Below are 18,599 nucleotides of genomic sequence, written 5' to 3'. Positions count from 1 at the left end.
TGAACAGCCGCGTAAGATACCCGTTGACGGCGGCGCGGTAAATAAGGGAGTCTGGATATCTCCTTTATCCGTGACAGGTGCAGCATGTACTTTTATCAACCTTCGCAGGGCCACGGCCTGCCGCACGACCCGCTGAACGCGATAATCGGGCCTCGCCCGATAGGCTGGATCGCCTCGCAGGACGCCGAGGGCCAGCGAAATCTGGCGCCATACAGCTTTTTTAACTGCTTTAACTATCGCCCGCCGATCATTGGTTTCGCCAGCAGCGGCTGGAAAGACAGCGTGCGAAATATCGTCGAAACAAAGGAGTTCGTCTGGAACCTGGCGACGCGACCGCTGGCCGTGGCGATGAATGAAACGTCTGCCTCGATCCCGCACCATGAGGACGAGTTCGTGCGCGCCGGTCTCACCGCCGCCGCCAGCCGCCTGGTCAGCGCCCCCCGAGTCGCGGAGAGTCCGGTGAACTTTGAGTGCCGTCTGTCACAATGTATTCAACTCACCACCGCCGACGGTAACCCTGTTGATACGTGGCTGGTGCTCGGCGAAGTGGTCGCCGTGCATATTGATGAATCACTGCTGGACAACGGCATCTATCAAACCGCCCGCGCCCAGCCGATCCTGCGCGCCGGAGGTCCGAGCGCCTATTACAGTATTGATGATAGTCTGCGTTTTGACATGATCCGCCCTGACGCCCGCTAAATAATCTACCGGCCAGAGTACCGCTGCCCTGCGCCGGTAGCCTACTAAACGCCTTGTTTTGCATTAAAAATTCCCTATCGCACGGTCGGGAAAGACCTACACTTAAGCTATGTCCCATGCTGTTTATGAGGATATGCTGATGAAAATCACCTCGCTGCTATTCGCCGCTGCGCTCAGCGCTCATGCCACCGCGGCCTCTCCCCTGCCACCGACACCCGTACTGCCCTATGCCGGGCCGCTCCGCCCTGTCGGCACCGTCTCCGCCTCCGGTGCCAGCACCCTTGATGATCTGGTGGCCGCCCTCGCGGATAAGGCCCACCGCCAGGGGGCGATAGCCTGGCGGGTCAATGCCGCCAGTAGCGGTAACCGACTGCACGGTTCAGCTATAATTTATCAATAACCTTTCACAGGAGGCAGACGATGGCATCAGGTTGGGCAGGCGATGGGGCCGTTCAGGATCAGATCGACAGCACCATTGACGATGCGGTGGCTCGCGCGCGCCGTGAGCTTCCGCGCGGCGAAAGCAACAAATTTTGTGATGAATGTGGAGAGCCGATTCCGGAGGCCCGTCGACAGGCCATCCCAGGGGTCAGATATTGCGTGAAGTGCCAACAGGAGAAAGATTTACATAACAATACATTTTCAGGATATAATCGCCGCGGATCCAAGGATAGCCAGCTACGCTGACTTTCCTTTACCGTTCATGACAGCCTTTCGCATTATCTTTTCGCGCACATTTTTTGGCGGAAAAAGTCGCAATATGTGCCCTTAAACGCGTCGGTCTACCTCGCTACGCTTCGTGACGAAAAGAATGAGAAATAATTTATTAATAATCAGTAAATTATTAATCATTCAAAAAATTCGATGAAGACTGTGAATTTCCTTCGATTTTATCTCCCGCAAAAAAGCGTGATACTTATCACATCGACGGAACATCGTCCCCTGAACAGAACAACCTGCGAGAGATTAACTATGAAAAACATCAAATATGCTGCCGCTGCCATCGCTCTGACCGCCCTTTCCTTCGGCGCCTTTGCCGCCGAACCGGTCACCCCCGCTCAGGCTGAAAGCATGAATAAAATCGGTGTGGTGTCTGCGCAAGGCGCAACCACTTTAGATGGTCTGGAAGCAAAACTGGCTGCTAAAGCCGAAGCCGCTGGCGCGACCGGCTACAGCATTACTTCCGCTAACACCAACAACAAACTGAGCGGTACTGCGGTTATCTATAAATAATCGCTGTTCCCTCTGTAAGCCACTGAATTAACCCTGAAAAGACCTTTAATACCCTTGCCTTGCCCGTCCGAGCCACCGGACGGGCTTTTTTTTATCCTGCAGATCCGATCACCAGCAGTCGTTGACGCGGCTGAGGCCCTGTTCCAGGGTGGTGACTTCCCCGCTGGCCAGCAGACAACAGGCAAGCTGAATTTTCAACGAGTGGGGCACCGGTTCAACGCCGGCGACGCAGCGCTCGATCCAGCGCGCCGTGACCTCGGGATCTTTCGAGGCCGGCAGGACCACCGCCTCCGCTGCCGTCTCAGTCTGGCGTTCGTACAGCACCCGCACGCCCTGCTCATCGATCAGGCTGATCTGCGGGCAGCGCTGCGGGTTGGCATACACTTCGCCCTCGGTACCGTGCATCAACAGCGCGCGGCCACCGGTCTCACGAAAGAAGTTCGCCACCCGCGGAACATATTCCGGATGCGACACGCTGGAGAGACGCAATGCCTCCGCTTCGCCAAACGGTGTAGCCAGCTTGGCCAGGGTATGGGCGCTGTTGCGCACGCCCATCCGCCAGCGCATCGCCAGCTGTTTCTCCAGCGGCGGACAGAAAGCCCCCACCGGGATATACACCGGTTCATGGCCCTCCAGCTGCGCCTGAGCCTGTCCGGCGTGCCGGGTGGCCGGAATATCCAGCAGGGTAAAAATGGTCTCGGTCAGCACCCGGGTGGGATCGTGACTGACGCCGTGAACCACCACCGGAAACCCCAGCTTGTGCAGAAGCATCGCCAGCAGGGGCGTCAGGTTCGCCTGCTTGCGCGCGCCGTTGTAGCTGGGGATGACAATCGGCATCGGCTTGCCGGCCGGCGGGGTCAGGCGCAGCGTATGCTGCTGCATCGCCGCGTAAAACCCTTTCATCTCCGCTTCGCCTTCGCCTTTGATGCGCAGGGCGATTAATATTCCCCCCAGCTCCAGCTCCGGCACCTCGCCGTCCAGCATCCGCGCATAGAGCGCACGGGCGGTCTCTTCATCGAGGTCGCGGGCATGATTCTTACCGCGACCCACCTCTTTTATAATTTTGCTGTACTCCATGGCTCCCCCTGGTGCATCACGCGCCGGCGTCAGCGACGTTTGCGGCCTGACTGTTTTGCTGTCTGTTTTGCTTTCCGTTTTACTATAACCTCCGGGACGCCCGGCTGCTCTATGGGAAAAACAGGTAACGCGTTCAGTAGACGCGCGCCATAGTTTTTGGTCAACAGACGCTTATCGTAAATCACCACCTCTCCCCAGCAGTGATGGCTGCGGATCAGACGCCCCACCTGCTGAATAAGATTAAAGGAGGCGCTGGGCAAACTCTGTACCTCGAAAGGGTAACGATTAAGGCTTTTCAGCCATTCGCCTTCGGTGATCACCACCGGGCTGTCGATGGGCGGAAAGGCGATTTTATGGATATGTACCTGGCTTAGCAGATCGCCCTTTAAATCCAGCCCTTCGGCAAAGGACTGCAGACCCACCAGCACGCTGCGCTCGCCGCTTTCCACCCGTTTGCGATGCAGCTCCACCAGCCGATAGCGCGGCTGGTCGCCCTGCACCAGCAGCATCAGGCGCAGATCGGTCACATGCTCCAGGAAGCGGTTCATCGCCCGCCCGCTGGCAAACAGCACCAGCATCCCGAGATGTTTCTTGCTCTCTACCTGCTGGCGAAAATAGGCCGCCATCTCGGCAATGTGCTGCTCTTCGTTATCCATCAGCGGTTCATAGCGCATTTGAGGAATAATAATTTTCCCCTGCTCCACGTGGTTGAACGGCGAATCCAGCGCCACGAAGCGGTCACCCGCTTTCTCCTTCAGACCACTCATCTCCTGCAGGCGCGAGAAGCTGTTTAGCGAGCGCAGCGTCGCTGACGTCACGACGATATGCGGTACGCTGCGCCACAGCAGCCGTTCCAGCTGATCGCTGACGCGGATGCCGACACAGTGGAACCAGACATGGATCTGGCCGTCGCGCACCACTCGCGTCGCCCATTTGGTTACCGGCGCGCCTGAGGATTGCGCCAGCGACGCCAGGCGCCATAGCTTGCTTTGGCTTTCAAACATGCCGAGCGCGCGGTTCATCTGCAGCAGCACCCGATGCAGGCGCACCACGTCATGGCTGCCGGTCTTTTCGCTGAGATCGTTAAGAAACAGCTCCGCCAGCCCGCGCAGCATCTCGGTGAGCTTCGCCAGCCGCTGGCAGATCTCCATCACCTCCTGCGGCAGTTCGCCCATCGGGAAGCGATGCTCCGCTTCCTGACCGGCGGGCATGTAGAGATTGAGAATATTATTCAACGACGCAATCAGCTCGAACAGCTCTTCGCAATGGCCGGTGAGCCGCTCCGGATTGGCCAGCGGCGGTGTGGTTTTCGGACGAAACTGCTCCATGCAGGTGGCGACCAGCTTGCAGAACAGATCCAGCTGCAGGCGAAACCAGGGGGCGGTGATCTCAGCGCTCATCTCCAGCGCGTCGCGGGCGACGTCCGGCAGATGATGGCCTTCATCGAGGACCAACAGCAGGTTTTTCGGCTCCGGCAGCACTGCCTCGCTCTCCATCGCCGCCATCACCAGCGCATGGTTGGCCACCACCACTTCCGCCTCCTGAATTTCCCGCCGTGCCACGAAGAACGGGCACTCGCGATAGTAGTGGCAGTTGCGGTTCAGGCAGCTGGCCTTATCGGTGCTCAGCCGGCTCCACAGCGCGTCATCGATGGCTTTATCGGTATGATCGCGCAGGCCGTCCCAGCGGTAGCTGTCGAGGTCCTGCTTCAGGGTCGCACACAGCTTCTGCTCGGCCTGGTTGTTCGGGGTGAGATCGTCATCGAGGAAGGCCAGCAGATCCTGCTGCGACGGCTCGGTGCTGGCCAGCGCCGTCAGGTTACGCGGACAGACGTAGCGCCCACGACCGAAGGCGGCGGTAAAGCGCAGGTCGGGAATAATTTTACGCAGCAGCGGCAGGTCTTTACTGTAGATTTGATCCTGCAGGGCGACGTTGGCGGTGCTGACCACCAGCGTTTTTTGTTCCTCCCGGGCGATGGCGATGCCCGGGATCAGGTATGACAGCGTTTTACCTACGCCGGTCGGCGCTTCGATAGCCAGATGCCTGCCCTCTTCCCCGGCGAGAGTTTTCGCCACATCGGCGATCATCTGCCGCTGCGGGGGGCGGGGAATAAAGTCCGGGATCTGTTCCTGAAGCGCCTTATACCAGGCGGCGATTTGCGCTTTCAGCGCAGCGGTCAAAGCCATGAGAAAACCTGAATACTGTATAAACAGCCACTATTGTGCCATTTTTGCCCGCCTGGAGGTATTGCTTTCTGCTGAGTGTGGAAGCGTGCTCGACAAATAGTGTAATGGAAAGAAAAAGGCCCGCCGCCGCGTAGCGGACAGACGGGCCTGAGCCGGGCCGCGTTATCGCGGCCGGGGCATCAGCGTGTTATTCGCCAGCCGGTTTACGCGGACGACGGCGGCGCGGCGGTTTGCCGTCCTGCGTACGCGCTTTCGGCGCCTCGCCGTCCTGACGGCGCGGGGCGCTGTTCTGGCTGCGCGGCTGTCCGCTGCGTCCCTGACCCTGGCCACCGCGTCCCTGACCTTGCCCACGACCGCCGCCGCGCTGCTGGCGACCGTTCTGGATAGGTTCGGCTTTAATGGACGGATCCGGCTCATAGCCGGCAATCGCGATGCGCGGGATCTCTTTTTTCAGCAGGCGCTCGATATCGCGCAGCAGCTTATGCTCATCCACACACACCAGCGACAAGGCTTCACCGGTGGCCGCCGCGCGACCGGTACGGCCGATACGGTGGACGTAATCTTCCGGTACGTTCGGCAGCTCGTAGTTCACCACGTGCGGCAGCTCTTCGATATCCAGACCACGGGCGGCGATATCGGTCGCCACCAGCACGCGAATGCCGCCGGATTTAAAGTCGGCCAGCGCGCGGGTACGCGCTCCCTGGCTCTTGTTGCCATGGATCGCCGCGCTGCGGATGCCGTCTTTATTAAGCTGCTCCGCGAGGTGGTTGGCGCCATGCTTGGTGCGGGTAAACACCAGCACCTGCTGCCAGTTGCCTTCGCCGATCAGCTGCGACAACAGTTCGCGCTTGCGGTTCTTATCAACGAAATGGACGTGCTGGGTGATCTGCTCGGACGCGGTGTTGCGACGCGCCACTTCCACTTCCAGCGGGTTGTGCAGCAGTTTCTCGGCCAGGCCCTTGATCTCGTCGGAGAAGGTGGCCGAGAACAGCAGGTTCTGTCGACGCGCCGGCAGTTTAGCCAGTACGCGACGGATGTCATGGATAAAGCCCATATCCAGCATGCGGTCCGCTTCGTCCAGCACAAGGATTTCCACGCTATCAAGGCTGACCGCGTTCTGATGTTCGAGGTCCAGCAGACGGCCCGGGGTGGCAACGAGGATGTCGACGCCACCGCGCAGCTTCATCATCTGCGGGTTGATGCTCACGCCGCCGAATACCACCAGCGAGCGAATATTCAGGTACTTGCTGTAATCGCGGACGTTCTCGCCCACCTGCGCCGCCAGCTCACGGGTCGGGGTCAGGATCAGCGCGCGCACCGGGCGGCGACCCTTTGCGTGCGGCTCTTTGTCAATCAGGCGCTGCAGCAGCGGCAGGGTAAAGCCCGCCGTCTTACCGGTACCGGTCTGGGCGCTGGCCATCAGGTCGCGCCCCTGCATTACTGCCGGGATCGCCTGCTGTTGGATAGGGGTCGGCTCAACGTAGCCCTGCTCAGCGACAGCGCGCAGGATATCGGGATTCAGGCCAAGGGAATCAAAAGACATAACAACTCCGAACCGCCCCGGCCCGGTGAAGGGCGTAGTTTTCAGGGAGATTATTGCGATAAGAGATGGCAAAAACCACAATGCCATGAAGGGGCGCAGTCTAGCAGATTTTGTGACAGGCCGCATAAAATCTGCAAAAGAATACCGCGCCTGGCTGGCGGGCATGAGAAGGCCGCTGAGCGAGCTCAGCGGCCTGGTGCGTCATGGCAAAGCGATTAACGCAGACGATACTTAAGTTTTTCAACGATCTTCGCGGTGGAGATGCCGTAACGATCGTGAAGGGTCGGCAGCGCACCGGCTAACAGGAACGCGTCGGGCAGCCCCACAGTATCCAGCTCACAGCGCACACCCTTACGCATCAACAGCGCGGCCACCGCCTCCCCCAGGCCGCCGACCGCGGTGTGGTTTTCCGCAGTCACCACCAGACGACCTGGCTTCGACGCCTGTTCAATAATCGCTTTTTCATCCAGCGGTTTGATGGTCGGCACGTGCAGGACCGCCACGCTGATGTTATCGGCCCGCAGCTTTTCAGCCGCCTCCAGCGCGCGCATGGTCATCAGCCCGGAGGAGATGATCAGCACATCGTTGCCGTCCTCCAGCAGCTTTGCTTTACCCAGTTCGAACTGATAGTCGTATTTATCCAGCACCAGCGGCACCTTACCGCGCAGCAGGCGCATATACACCGGCCCCTGGTGATCGGCAATGGCCGGCACCGCCTGCTCTATCTCCAGCGCATCGCAAGGATCGACGATGACCATGCCGGGGATACCGCGCATAATCGCCAGATCTTCAGTGGCCTGATGGCTGGGGCCATAACCGGTCGTCAGGCCCGGCAGCGCCGCGCAGATCTTCACGTTCAGATGCTCTTCGGCGATGACCTGATGAATAAAATCATAGGCGCGACGGGTTGCAAAGGCGGCATAGGTGGTGGCGAAAGGAATAAATCCCTCCTTCGCCATTCCCCCCGCCGCCGCCATCAGCAGCTGCTCGGCCATGCCCATCTGGAAGAAACGATCCGGGAAGGCCTGGGCGAAAATATGCAGATCGGTATATTTTGACAGGTCCGCGGTCATGCCGACGATTTCCGGACGCTGCGCCGCCAGTTTTGACAGCGCGACGCCGAAGGGCGCAGAGATGGTCGCCTGGCCCTCATCGGCAATCGAGGCGATCATCGCCGACGTTTTTAAACGGGGTTGACTCTGGCTCATTACAGCACTCCTTCTGGTTTGTTAGCATCCAGCACCGCAATCGCTTTTTGCCATTCGTCGGCATCGACGCGAATAAAATGGTTTTTATCGCGGGTTTCGAGGAACGGCACCCCTTTGCCCATCAGCGTGTCGCATAAAATGACCCGCGGCTGGTTGCCGGAATAACTTTTCGCGTTGTCAAAGGCGGCCATCACCGCCGGCAGATCGTTACCGTCCACGCGCTGTACGTACCAGCCGAAGGCGGCCCATTTTTCATGCAGCGGCTCAAAGCCGAGGATTTTGCGTGAATCGCCGTCGGCCTGCTGTTTGTTGACGTCGACAAGGTTAATCAGGTTGCTCAGGCCATAGTGAGCCGCCGACATCGCCGCTTCCCAGGTCGACCCTTCGTCCAGCTCCCCATCGGACATGGAGTTGTAGACCCAGGCCGTGCTCTGTTTCTGCCGCAGCCCAAGCGCCATGCCGACGGCAATGGACAGCCCCTGTCCCAGCGAACCGCCGGACATCTCCATCCCCGGGGTGTAGGTCGCCATGCCGGACATCGGCAGGCGGCTGTCGTCGGAGCCGTAAGTTTCCAGCTCGGCTTCCGGGATAATGCCCGCCTCCAGCAGCGCGGCATAATAAGCGATAGCGTAATGGCCATGAGAGAGCAGGAAGCGATCGCGCCCCTCCCACTCGGGATCTTCCGGACGATAGGTCATGGCGTGGCTGAAGGCGGTGGCCAGCACATCGGCATAGCCCAGCGCCTGGCCGATATAGCCCTGCCCCTGCACTTCCCCCATTTGCAGGGCGTAACGGCGAATACGCCACGCCGCCGCGGCGACTTTTTGTGATTCGGTCATCTTCATCTGTTGCCTCGCTTAGTGAATTAACATGCCGCCGTTAACGTCCAGGGTGATACCGGTGGAGTAGGAAGAGAGGTCGCTGCCGAGGAACAGCGCAGCGCGCGCGATGTCTACCGCATCGCCGAGGCGGTTCATCGGGATCCCGGCAAGAATGTTGGCCGTCATGTCGTCGGTCAGCTTGCCGGCGGTAATGTCGGTCTGAATCAGCCCCGGGGTGATGCAGTTAACGCGGACGTTATCCGGGCCAAGCTCGCGCGCCATCGCCCGCGCCAGACCCAGCACCCCGGCTTTTGCCGCGCTGTAGTGCGGGCCGCCGAAGATACCGCCGCCGCGCTGGGCGGAAACGGACGAGATGCAGACGATGCTGCCGGATTTTTGCGCCCGCATGGTGGGAATAACCGCCTGCGACATCAGCAGCGTACCGCGCAGGCTGACATCAAGTACCGCGTCATAGTTGGCGCGCTTGATCTCCATCAGCTTCAGCGGCTGGGTAATCCCGGCGTTATTCACCAGCACATCAACCCGGCCATATTTCGCCAGAATTTGTTCGATGGCCGCCTGTACCTGCACTTCATCAGCGACGTTCGCCGCCAGGCCGAGATGGCCTTCGCCTAATGCCGCCGCCGCGGTTTTGCTGGCTTCACCATTGAGGTCGATAATGACCACTTTCGCGCCGTTGTCGGCGAATAATTTCGCGGTGGCGAAACCCAAACCGCGAGCGGAGGCCGCGCCAGTAATAATGGCGACTTTATCTTTTAATAACATAGTTTCACTCCATGACATTACGTCATATTAATTAACAGGATATATTTCCGTTATTGTGGTTCATCGAGGAAAAGAATCACCACCAAACCAATGGCGGCGCAGATACCAAAATAGGTAAATACAGAATTAAAACTCCCGGTTTTATCAAGTAAGAAACCGGCTGCCATCGGCGCGACAAATCCACCGAGGTTGCCGCCGCTATTAATTATGGAAGAGGCAATTGGATAGGTTTTGCTGTCCGAAACGGCCATACCGTAGGCGGTAAAAGCCGGCCAGCCGATATTCAAACAAAAACCGACAAAAAATAATCCAATACAGACCGCCAGGGTGCTTGCCGGGATATTCAGCATAATTAACATCATGACCACCGTTGACACGGCAGTAAACATCATGGTGGGTTTACGTCGGCGGCCCAGGACTTTATCTGAAATCCACCCGCCGCCAATCGCGCCAATAAAGCCGCCGATGCACGGCATACTGGCCACGAAACCCATACTCATTACATCAAAGCCACGCTCTTTGACTAAATACAGGGGGATCCAGGTTAATAATCCGTACAGCACGCTAACCATCATAAAATACGCCAGGCAGTCACCGAGAATATTTTTTGAGGTGAATAAGCCTTTCGCCGTATCAATTGGCGCCATCTTCTTTACCCGAATGATTTTATCCAGCCAGGTGAATCGATCGGCAATTAATATATTTTCGCGTACGCTATTATTATGACTTTCACGCCCGGCATTAATCTCTGCCAGTTCACTTTGTGAAACAAATCCGCTTTCTGATGGCTTTGACTTCACCAATAGATACCAGGCTATCGCTGCCACAATCCCGGGTATCGCGAAGGAGAAAAAGACCCACCGCCAGCCCCAGGTCACCGCAATCCACACCGCCAGCGGCGGGACAATAATCGGCGCAAACATGGTCGCCGCGATGTAAACGCCGGTTGCCGTGGCTTTCTCTTTTGGTGGAAACCAGTTATTTATGGTGGAAGCCAGCCCCACCGGGCAAGGCCCTTCGCTTAGCCCCAGTCCCAGCCGCACCAGCTTCAGGCCAAACACGGAGCTCACCGTGCCCATCAGCCAGGTAAAGGCGGAGAAGCCGAAAATGGACAGCGAAACCAGCCCCCGGGTACCACGTTTGGCGATGAAAAAACCGGCCGGGATCTGGCTTACCGCATAGCCGAGGAAAAACATACTGGCGATGGCCCCGGCTTCAAAATTATTGATATGAAACTCATCAATGATAAACGGCAGAACCGCGCCAATATTGGTTCTGTCGGCGTAATTGATGGCATATACCAGGAAAATCATCGTCAAAACCACGAAACGATATTTCGTTTTCCTGGCGCCAGTACAGACTAGAGTATCTATACGTGACATAGGGTTTCCTCATCTTATACCTCATCCACTTCGCTGCCCGTTGCCGCTTCGGATCACCGCGTTTTCACGTTCCATACAGCAGCAAAAGATAAATATCTTTTCGCTCAGCTAAACAGGTGGTTAGGTGTTTTATAATGGCGATCTCAACGCATCGCCGTTTGTGATCAGGCCTGTGAGAGGAATATAACAACCCCAAAATGAAACGGTATTCAAAAAACCTCAATTATGATTGAGAAAAATTGAGTTAGTGACTTCCCGCAAATTTTTAGTCTTTACTGACACGCGCGCTTTTAACGAGATAAATTGTTAAGCCCATCACAAATTAAAATCATTTTTTTCCTTTTCCCTATGCTGGCTATCACGACTGCGCCACGCTGTTCGCTATTTTCTTTTAGAAACGCCCTGCCCAGGATGCTGCCATGAGTCAACCGCTGCCCAATAAAAATTTGCCGATGCCCTCTTTACGCAATATCCAGGCCTTTATTGAAGTCGCCGCTACCGGCAGCCTCAACCTGGCCGCAGAGAATCTCAATATTACCGCCTCGGCGGTCAGCCATCAGATAGCCAGCCTGGAGCACTTTCTGGGGAAAAAACTGTTCTCCCGCAGCAGTAAAGGCGTCATGTTAACGGCGGTGGGAGAAAAATATCTCAAAGAGGTCTCCGGGGCGCTGAATATGATTGGCCAGGCCACCAGCCAGGTGATCAATGATATCCATCAGGATTATTTACGTATTCACTCGGCGCCGAGCTTCGGCCTGCTGTGGTTGATGCCTCGCCTGGATAAATTTCGCCAGGCGTGGCCGGAGTTAAAAATCAGCCTGACCTGTTCCTACGAAAGCATCCAGTTCTCCCGGGATAATATTGATATCGATATTCGTCACGGGCTATCACAGTGGCCAACGCTGTTGGTCAGAACCATTAAAAATGAGTGTGTCCTGCCCTACAGCGCAGCGTCTTATTTAGCCAGCCATCCTGTGCATGCGGTGGAAGATCTGCTGGCCTGCGATCTGATCCACTCCGACAGCACCTTAATTAACTGGAGCAGTTGGCTGTCGTGGCACAAGGTCCGCGGCTGGCATAAAAACTTCATTTTTAATTTCGACCGGTCGTACATGAGCATCGAGGCGGCCAGAATGGGGATGGGCGTGATCCTCGAAAGCAATCTGCTGGCCGGCGGGCACGTGCGTCAGGGGCAGCTGACGCCGGTATTTGACGACGAGCGGAGTATGCCGGTCGGCGCGCACCACTTCGTTCTTCCCCATGCCAATGAACAGAAGGAGAAGGTCCAGCGTTTCTTCGCCTGGGTCGCCGGGGAGCTGAAGGAGGAAGGATTCCATATTTGATCCCGGCTGGTGGACAAACCGCCGATCGAGGCCTAAAGTTAATCAATCGATTGATTAACTTTTACCGAGCGCGATGACCAGTAAAGGCGAACAGGCAAAAAATCAGCTTATCGCGGCCGCTATCGCCCAGTTTGGCGAGTATGGTCAGCATGCCACCACCCGCGATATCGCCGCCCAGGCCGGGCAGAATATCGCCGCTATCACCTATTATTTTGGCTCGAAAGACGACTTATATCTCGCCTGTGCCCAATGGATCGCCGATTTTATCGGCGACAATTTTCGCCCACAGGCCGAAGCGGCGGAGGCCCTGCTCGCCGGGAAGTCGCCGGATCGCCAGGCAATACGCGCCCTCATTCTCAACGCCTGCCATAACATGATCCTGCTGCTGACCCAGGATGATACGGTCAACTTAAGCAAATTCATTTCCCGTGAGCAGCTGGCGCCGACCGCCGCCTACCATCTGATCCACCAGCAGGTGATCGCCCCCCTGCACCACTATCTCACCCGGCTGATTGCCGCCTGGACAGGCCGCGATGCCGGTGATACGCAAATGATCCTCCACACCCACGCCCTGCTGGGCGAGGTGCTGGCTTTCCGTCTTGGGCGTGAAACCATCCTGCTACGCACCGGCTGGACGCAGTTTGACGCGCAAAAGACCGAACAGATTTTCGAGGTCATTACCTGTCATATCGATTTCATTCTGCATGGGTTATCGCAAAGGAGTTTGGGCTGATGAAAAAACCCGTCGTCGTCATTCTGCTGATCGTGATTCTTCTCGCCGCGCTGGGCGGCGGCTGGTGGTGGTACCAGAGCAGCCAGCAGCAGCCGCTGACCCTGTATGGCAATGTCGATATCCGCACCGTCAACATGAGCTTCCGCGTCGGCGGCAGACTGGCTTCGCTGACCGTCGACGAAGGCGACAGCATCCGCGCCGGGCAAACTCTCGGCGAGCTTGATCGCGCGCCGTATGAAAATGCCCTGCTGCAGGCCCAGGCCAACGTCTCTACCGCCCAGGCGCAGTATGACCTGATGATGGCCGGCTACCGCGCGGAAGAGATTGCCCAGGCCGCGGCGGCGGTGAAACAGGCGCAGGCCGCTTACGACTATGCGCAAAACTTTTATCAGCGCCAGCTCGGGCTGCGCGCCAGCAGCGCGATTTCCGCCAACGATCTGGAGAATGCCCGCTCCTCGCGCGACCAGGCGCAGGCAACGCTCAAATCGGCGCAGGACAAACTGCGTCAGTACCGCGCCGGTAACCGCCCGCAGGAAATTGCGCAGGCCAAAGCCAGTCTGGAACAGGCGCAGGCGGCGCTGGCCCAGGCCAAACTGGACCTGCACGATACCGTGCTCACCGCCCCTTCCGACGGTACGCTGATGACCCGCGCCGTCGAGCCCGGCACCATGCTCAACGCCGGCGGCACCGTACTGACGCTGTCGTTAACCCATCCGGTATGGGTCCGCGCCTATGTTGACGAAAAAAACCTTGGTCAGGCGCAGCCGGGACGTGAAGTGCTGCTGTATACCGACAGCCGGCCGGATAAGCCCTATCACGGCAAAATCGGCTTTGTCTCGCCAAGCGCTGAATTCACGCCGAAGACCGTTGAAACGCCGGATCTGCGTACCGACCTCGTTTATCGTCTGCGTATTGTGGTGAACGATGCCGACGGCGCCCTGCGCCAGGGGATGCCGGTGACCGTCTCCTTTAACCACGGGAACGGACATGAGTGAGGCCATCATTGCCTTAAACGGTCTGAGCCGCCGTTTTCCCGGAATGGACAGGCCAGCGGTGGCGCCGCTCACCTGCACGATCCACGCCGGCTACGTCACCGGGCTGGTGGGGCCCGACGGCGCGGGGAAAACCACCCTGATGCGAATGCTGGCCGGTTTGCTCAAGCCTGATGAGGGCCGCGCCAGCGTGATCGGCTTCGACCCGCTAAAAGACGACAGCGCCCTGCACGCGGTGCTCGGCTATATGCCGCAGAAGTTCGGCCTGTATGAAGATCTGACGGTGATGGAAAACCTGACCCTGTACGCCGACCTGCGCAGCGTCACCGGCGAGGCGCGGAAGAAAATTTTCGACCGTCTGCTGGAGTTCACCTCCCTTGGCCCGTTCACCGAACGGCTGGCAGGCAAGCTTTCCGGCGGCATGAAGCAAAAGCTGGGGCTCGCCTGTACCCTGGTGGGCGACCCGAAAGTACTGCTGCTGGATGAGCCCGGCGTCGGCGTCGACCCTATCTCGCGCCGCGAGCTGTGGCAGATGGTGCACGAGCTGGCCGGCGACGGCATGCTGATCCTGTGGAGCACCTCCTATCTCGATGAAGCGGAACAATGCCGCGACGTGCTGCTGATGAACGAAGGCAAACTGCTCTACCAGGGTGAGCCGACGGCGCTGACGCAAACCATGGCCGGGCGCAGTTTCCTCGTCTCCAGCCCACAGGAAAACAACCGCCGTCTGCTGCAGCGGGCGCTGAAGCTGCCGCAGGTCAGCGATGGCGTGATCCAGGGCAAATCGGTGCGCCTGATCCTGAAAAAGGACGCCCGCATTGAGGAAGTCCAGCAGCATGGCGACATGCCGCCGCTGCAGGTGGCCGACACCGCGCCGCGCTTTGAAGATGCGTTTATCGATCTGCTCGGCGGAGCGGGAACCGCCGAATCGCCGTTGGGAGCGATTATCCATCGTGTTGACGGCAGCAAAGACGAAACGGTCATTGAAGCCCAGTCGTTAACGAAAAAGTTTGGTGATTTCGCCGCTACCGACCACGTCGATTTCCAGGTTAAGCGCGGTGAAATTTTCGGCCTGCTCGGCCCCAACGGCGCCGGGAAATCCACCACCTTCAAAATGATGTGCGGCCTGCTGGTGCCCACCTCCGGCAAAGCGCTGGTGCTGGGGATGGATCTTAAGGTCAGCTCTGGCAAGGCGCGCCAGCATCTGGGCTATATGGCGCAAAAATTTTCGCTGTACGGCAACCTCAGCGTCGAGCAGAACCTGCGCTTTTTCTCCGGCGTCTATGGCCTGCGCGGCCGGGCGCAAAATGAAAAAATCGCCCGAATGAGCGATGCCTTTGGCCTGAAAAGTATCGCCCGTCACGCCGCCGACGAGCTGCCGCTCGGCTACAAGCAGCGGCTGGCGCTGGCCTGCTCGCTGATGCATGAGCCCGATATTCTGTTTCTCGATGAACCGACCTCCGGCGTCGACCCCCTCACCCGCCGCGAGTTCTGGCTGCATATCAACAGCATGGTCGATAAAGGGGTGACGGTGATGGTGACCACCCACTTTATGGATGAGGCGGAATACTGCGACCGTATCGGGCTGGTTTACCACGGTAAACTTATCGCCAGCGGCACCCCGGACGCGCTGAAGGCCCAGGCGGCGGATGACAGCCAGACGGACCCGACCATGGAGCAGGCGTTCATTACCCTGATTAACCGCTGGGATAAGGAGAATAGCCATGAGCAATAGCATTCTCTCCTGGCGGCGGGTCCGCGCCCTGTGCGTCAAAGAGACCCGGCAGATCGTCCGCGATCCCAGCAGCTGGCTGATCGCGGTGGTGATCCCGCTACTCCTGCTGTTTATCTTCGGCTATGGCATTAACCTCGACTCCAGCAAACTGCGGGTCGGCGTATTGCTGGAGCAACAGAGCGAAGAGGCGCTGGATTTCGTCCATACCATGACCGGCTCGCCCTATATCGACGCCACGGTCAGCGATAATCGCCAGCAACTGATTCAAATGATGCAGGCCGGGCGCATCCGCGCCATGGTGGTCATTCCGGTGGACTTCGACCGCCAGATGGCCCGCGCCGGCGCCGACGCACCGCTGCAGCTCATCACCGACGGCAGCGAGCCCAATACCGCCAACTTCGCTCAGGGCTACGTGGAAGGTATCTGGCAGATCTGGCAGCAGCAGCGGGCGGAAGACCGCGGCGAAACCTTTGAACCGCTGATCGACGTGCAGATGCGCTACTGGTTTAACCCGGCGGCTATTAGCCAGCACTTTATTATCCCCGGCGCAATTACCATCATCATGACCGTGGTCGGCGCGATCCTGACCTCGCTGGTGGTGGCGCGCGAATGGGAGCGCGGCACCATGGAGGCGCTGCTGTCGACGGAGATCACCCGCGCCGAACTGCTGCTGTGCAAGCTCATTCCCTACTATTTCCTCGGCATGCTGGCGATGTTGCTCTGTATGCTGGTGTCGGTATTTATTCTCGGCGTGCCCTATCGCGGCTCGCTGCCGATCCTGTTTGTCATCACCAGTCTGTTTTTGCTCAGCACCCTGGGGATGGGGCTGCTGATCTCAACCATTACCCGCAACCAGTTTAACGCCGCGCAGGTGGCGCTGAATGCCGCGTTTTTACCGTCGATTATGCTGTCCGGGTTTATTTTCCAGATAGACAGTATGCCGGCGGTGATCCGCGCGGTGACCTACGTGATCCCGGCGCGCTATTTCGTCAACACCCTGCAAAGCCTGTTTCTGGCGGGCAATATTCCGGTGGTGCTGCTGGTGAATGTGCTGTTTTTGATTGCGTCGGCGGTGATGTTTATCGGCCTGACGTGGTTAAAAACCAAGCGGCGTCTGGATTAGGTTTTGCCAGGTGGCGCTGCGCTGACCGGGCCTACGGTTTAACCAACATCGATTATACGGTTCGCCGATCCCCCAGGCCGGGCAAACGCAGTGCCGCCCGGCGTGGTTGAATGGGCCAAAGGAGCAATTATGTTTCACCGTTTATGGACATTGATCCGCAAAGAGCTGCAGTCGCTGCTGCGCGAGCCGCAAACGCGGGCAATTTTAATCATGCCGGTGCTGATTCAGGTATTGTTGTTTCCCTTTGCCGCGACGCTGGAGGTGACCAACGCCACCATCGCCATCTACAACGAAGACAGCGGCCGCCACGCGGTGGAACTCACTCAGCGCTTCGCCCGCGCCAAAGCCTTTACCCACGTCCTGTTGCTGAAAAGCCCGCAGGCGATCCAGCCGACCATCGATGAACAAAAAGCCCTGCTGGTGGTACGCTTCCCGGCGGATTTCTCGCGTAATCTCGACAACTATCAAACCGCCCCGCTGCAGCTCCTGCTCGACGGGCGCAACTCCAACAGCGCGCAAATCGCCGCCAACTACCTGCAGCAGATCGTAAAAAACTATCAGCAGGAGCTGCTGGAGGGGAAAGCGAAGCCGAACAACAGCGAACTGGTGGTGCGCAACTGGTACAACCCGAATCTCGACTATAAGTGGTTCGTGGTGCCGTCGCTTATCGCCATGATCACCACCATCGGAGTGATGATCGTGACGTCGTTGTCGGTGGCCCGTGAGCGCGAACAGGGTACCCTCGATCAGTTGCTGGTCTCGCCCCTCGCCACCTGGCAAATCTTCGTTGGCAAAGCAGTGCCGGCGCTGATCGTCGCCACCCTGCAGGCGACTATCGTGCTGGCGATTGGTATCTGGGCCTATCAAATCCCGTTTGCCGGCTCGCTGCTGCTGTTCTATTTCACGATGGTGATTTATGGCTTATCGCTGGTGGGCTTCGGTTTATTGATTTCATCGCTGTGCGCCACCCAGCAGCAGGCGTTTATCGGCGTGTTCGTCTTTATGATGCCGGCGATCCTGCTTTCGGGCTACGTTTCACCGGTGGAAAATATGCCGCAGTGGCTGCAGGATCTGACCTGGATAAACCCGATCCGCCATTTTACCGATATCACCAAGCAAATTTATCTGAAGGATGCGAGTCTGAAGATTGTGTGGGGAAGTTTGTGGCCGCTACTGGTCATAGCGGCCACCACCGGCTCAGCGGCGTATGCGATGTTCCGAAGAAAGATTGCGTAGTTTTTTATCTTTCGCCAGCAGCGAGACCACCGCCGGGCCTGCCAGTATCACCAGCCCGGCGAGGGCCAGCAGCAGGTTGTTGTGCAGCACGCGCGACAGCAGCCACAGCGCTATCATGGCCGCGCCAAAGTACCAGGTGGTGGTGAGCTCCTCAAGGAAGTCTCCCACATCACGCCAGCGCGCCTCGTGGTGACGCTGCAAAAACAGCATCGCCAGCAGCGTGACGCTATAGAGGACGCACAGCCCCAATCCGACGCGCACCAGCGCGCCGCTCATCCATCCCATCACCAGCACTGCCACGACCAGTAGATGCAACATAATCTGCCAGCAACTAAGACCTGTTGCGACGCGTACACGTTGTTGCCACTTCATGGCTTCTCTCCTGAAGGATTTTTCTCTGCTACTCAGAGTACCGCACTTTACGGAAAATTCCGTAACACCGCATCTTTTTGTGACGTCTACTACACTATTTTATTCAGGAAAGTGACATTTACTGGAGAAT

Annotated in this window: 18 protein-coding genes; 10 read left to right on the top strand and 8 right to left on the bottom strand. The window is 58.1% G+C overall.

All coding sequences use genetic code 11. The annotated features are described in order from the left end of the window. Positions 1 to 84: 84 nt before the first annotated feature. From AS136_RS04865 to ybiJ, 4 genes are all read left to right on the top strand, one after another. Positions 85 to 699 carry a flavin reductase family protein gene (locus tag AS136_RS04865; RefSeq protein ID WP_012968656.1) on the top strand — a complete coding sequence of 205 codons (615 nt, stop codon included), beginning with the start codon at positions 85 to 87 and terminating at the stop codon, positions 697 to 699. Between the two features lie 139 nt (positions 700 to 838). Beyond that, a complete protein-coding gene (locus tag AS136_RS04860) occupies positions 839 to 1,099 on the top strand; it encodes a YdgH/BhsA/McbA family protein (RefSeq protein WP_023322259.1) in 261 nt (86 codons plus the stop codon). Between the two features lie 20 nt (positions 1,100 to 1,119). Continuing rightward, positions 1,120 to 1,386, top strand: coding sequence for a DksA/TraR family C4-type zinc finger protein (locus AS136_RS04855; protein WP_002895824.1), 267 nt, complete (start codon positions 1,120 to 1,122; stop codon positions 1,384 to 1,386). 285 nt (positions 1,387 to 1,671) lie between these two features. Next, positions 1,672 to 1,932: a DUF1471 family protein YbiJ gene (gene ybiJ / locus AS136_RS04850; protein WP_004176772.1), complete on the top strand. Its 261-nt coding sequence runs from the start codon at positions 1,672 to 1,674 to the stop codon at positions 1,930 to 1,932. Positions 1,933 to 2,040: 108 nt separating this feature from the next. On the opposite strand, the gene ybiB is transcribed toward ybiJ, so the two are convergent. The 7 genes from ybiB to AS136_RS04815 form a co-directional block, all read right to left on the bottom strand. Then, positions 2,041 to 3,009: a DNA-binding protein YbiB gene (gene ybiB / locus AS136_RS04845; RefSeq protein WP_008805768.1), complete on the bottom strand. Its 969-nt coding sequence runs from the start codon at positions 3,007 to 3,009 to the stop codon at positions 2,041 to 2,043. A gap of 29 nt (positions 3,010 to 3,038) precedes the next feature. Beyond that, complete coding sequence (gene dinG, locus AS136_RS04840) at positions 3,039 to 5,195, bottom strand: ATP-dependent DNA helicase DinG (RefSeq protein ID WP_008805767.1); 2,157 nt, start codon at positions 5,193 to 5,195, stop codon at positions 3,039 to 3,041. A gap of 187 nt (positions 5,196 to 5,382) precedes the next feature. Beyond that, entirely contained in the window at positions 5,383 to 6,738 is a 1,356-nt protein-coding gene (gene rhlE / locus AS136_RS04835) for an ATP-dependent RNA helicase RhlE (protein WP_008805766.1), read from the bottom strand. A 215-nt stretch (positions 6,739 to 6,953) separates the two neighbouring features. Further along, on the bottom strand, positions 6,954 to 7,946 hold the full coding sequence (locus AS136_RS04830; RefSeq protein ID WP_023322258.1) for a transketolase family protein: 993 nt from the start codon (positions 7,944 to 7,946) through the stop codon (positions 6,954 to 6,956). Beyond that, a complete protein-coding gene (locus tag AS136_RS04825; protein WP_016160531.1) occupies positions 7,946 to 8,791 on the bottom strand; it encodes a transketolase in 846 nt (281 codons plus the stop codon). The genes AS136_RS04830 and AS136_RS04825 overlap by 1 nt, the downstream gene beginning before the upstream one ends. Positions 8,792 to 8,803: 12 nt before the next feature. Next, positions 8,804 to 9,553, bottom strand: coding sequence for an SDR family NAD(P)-dependent oxidoreductase (locus AS136_RS04820; protein ID WP_008805763.1), 750 nt, complete (start codon positions 9,551 to 9,553; stop codon positions 8,804 to 8,806). A gap of 50 nt (positions 9,554 to 9,603) precedes the next feature. Next, the gene (locus AS136_RS04815; RefSeq protein WP_023322257.1) at positions 9,604 to 10,935 is read right to left on the bottom strand and encodes an MFS transporter; all 1,332 of its coding nucleotides are present in this window, start codon (positions 10,933 to 10,935) and stop codon (positions 9,604 to 9,606) included. A gap of 419 nt (positions 10,936 to 11,354) precedes the next feature. Here AS136_RS04815 and AS136_RS04810 point away from each other — a divergent pair, with 419 nt between their 5' ends. The 6 genes from AS136_RS04810 (at position 11,355) to AS136_RS04785 (ending at position 18,097) form a co-directional block, all read left to right on the top strand. Beyond that, positions 11,355 to 12,278: a LysR substrate-binding domain-containing protein gene (locus AS136_RS04810; protein WP_012542386.1), complete on the top strand. Its 924-nt coding sequence runs from the start codon at positions 11,355 to 11,357 to the stop codon at positions 12,276 to 12,278. A gap of 73 nt (positions 12,279 to 12,351) precedes the next feature. After that, the gene (gene cecR / locus AS136_RS04805) at positions 12,352 to 13,011 is read left to right on the top strand and encodes a transcriptional regulator CecR (RefSeq protein ID WP_008805760.1); all 660 of its coding nucleotides are present in this window, start codon (positions 12,352 to 12,354) and stop codon (positions 13,009 to 13,011) included. Next, a complete protein-coding gene (hlyD, locus tag AS136_RS04800; protein ID WP_023322256.1) occupies positions 13,011 to 14,006 on the top strand; it encodes a secretion protein HlyD in 996 nt (331 codons plus the stop codon). The genes cecR and hlyD overlap by 1 nt, the downstream gene beginning before the upstream one ends. Then, positions 13,999 to 15,738 (top strand): ATP-binding cassette domain-containing protein, encoded by a 1,740-nt coding sequence (locus AS136_RS04795; protein ID WP_012968663.1) that lies wholly within the window; start codon positions 13,999 to 14,001, stop codon positions 15,736 to 15,738. Before hlyD ends, AS136_RS04795 begins: the two co-directional genes overlap by 8 nt. After that, complete coding sequence (locus tag AS136_RS04790) at positions 15,728 to 16,861, top strand: ABC transporter permease (protein WP_008805757.1); 1,134 nt, start codon at positions 15,728 to 15,730, stop codon at positions 16,859 to 16,861. The genes AS136_RS04795 and AS136_RS04790 overlap by 11 nt, the downstream gene beginning before the upstream one ends. 129 nt (positions 16,862 to 16,990) lie before the next feature. Continuing rightward, complete coding sequence (locus AS136_RS04785; RefSeq protein ID WP_012542389.1) at positions 16,991 to 18,097, top strand: ABC transporter permease; 1,107 nt, start codon at positions 16,991 to 16,993, stop codon at positions 18,095 to 18,097. Here the strand turns inward: AS136_RS04785 and AS136_RS04780 are convergent. Further along, positions 18,059 to 18,469 (bottom strand): YbhQ family protein, encoded by a 411-nt coding sequence (locus AS136_RS04780; protein ID WP_012542390.1) that lies wholly within the window; start codon positions 18,467 to 18,469, stop codon positions 18,059 to 18,061. The genes AS136_RS04785 and AS136_RS04780 overlap by 39 nt on opposite strands. Between the last annotated feature and the right edge of the window lie 130 nt (positions 18,470 to 18,599).

The sequence above is a fragment of the Klebsiella sp. D5A genome (assembly GCF_001620885.1).
GTDB lineage: Bacteria > Pseudomonadota > Gammaproteobacteria > Enterobacterales > Enterobacteriaceae > Klebsiella > Klebsiella variicola.
The sequence above is the reverse complement of the archived record's forward strand: the minus strand, read 5'-3'. Positions and strand labels throughout refer to the sequence as shown.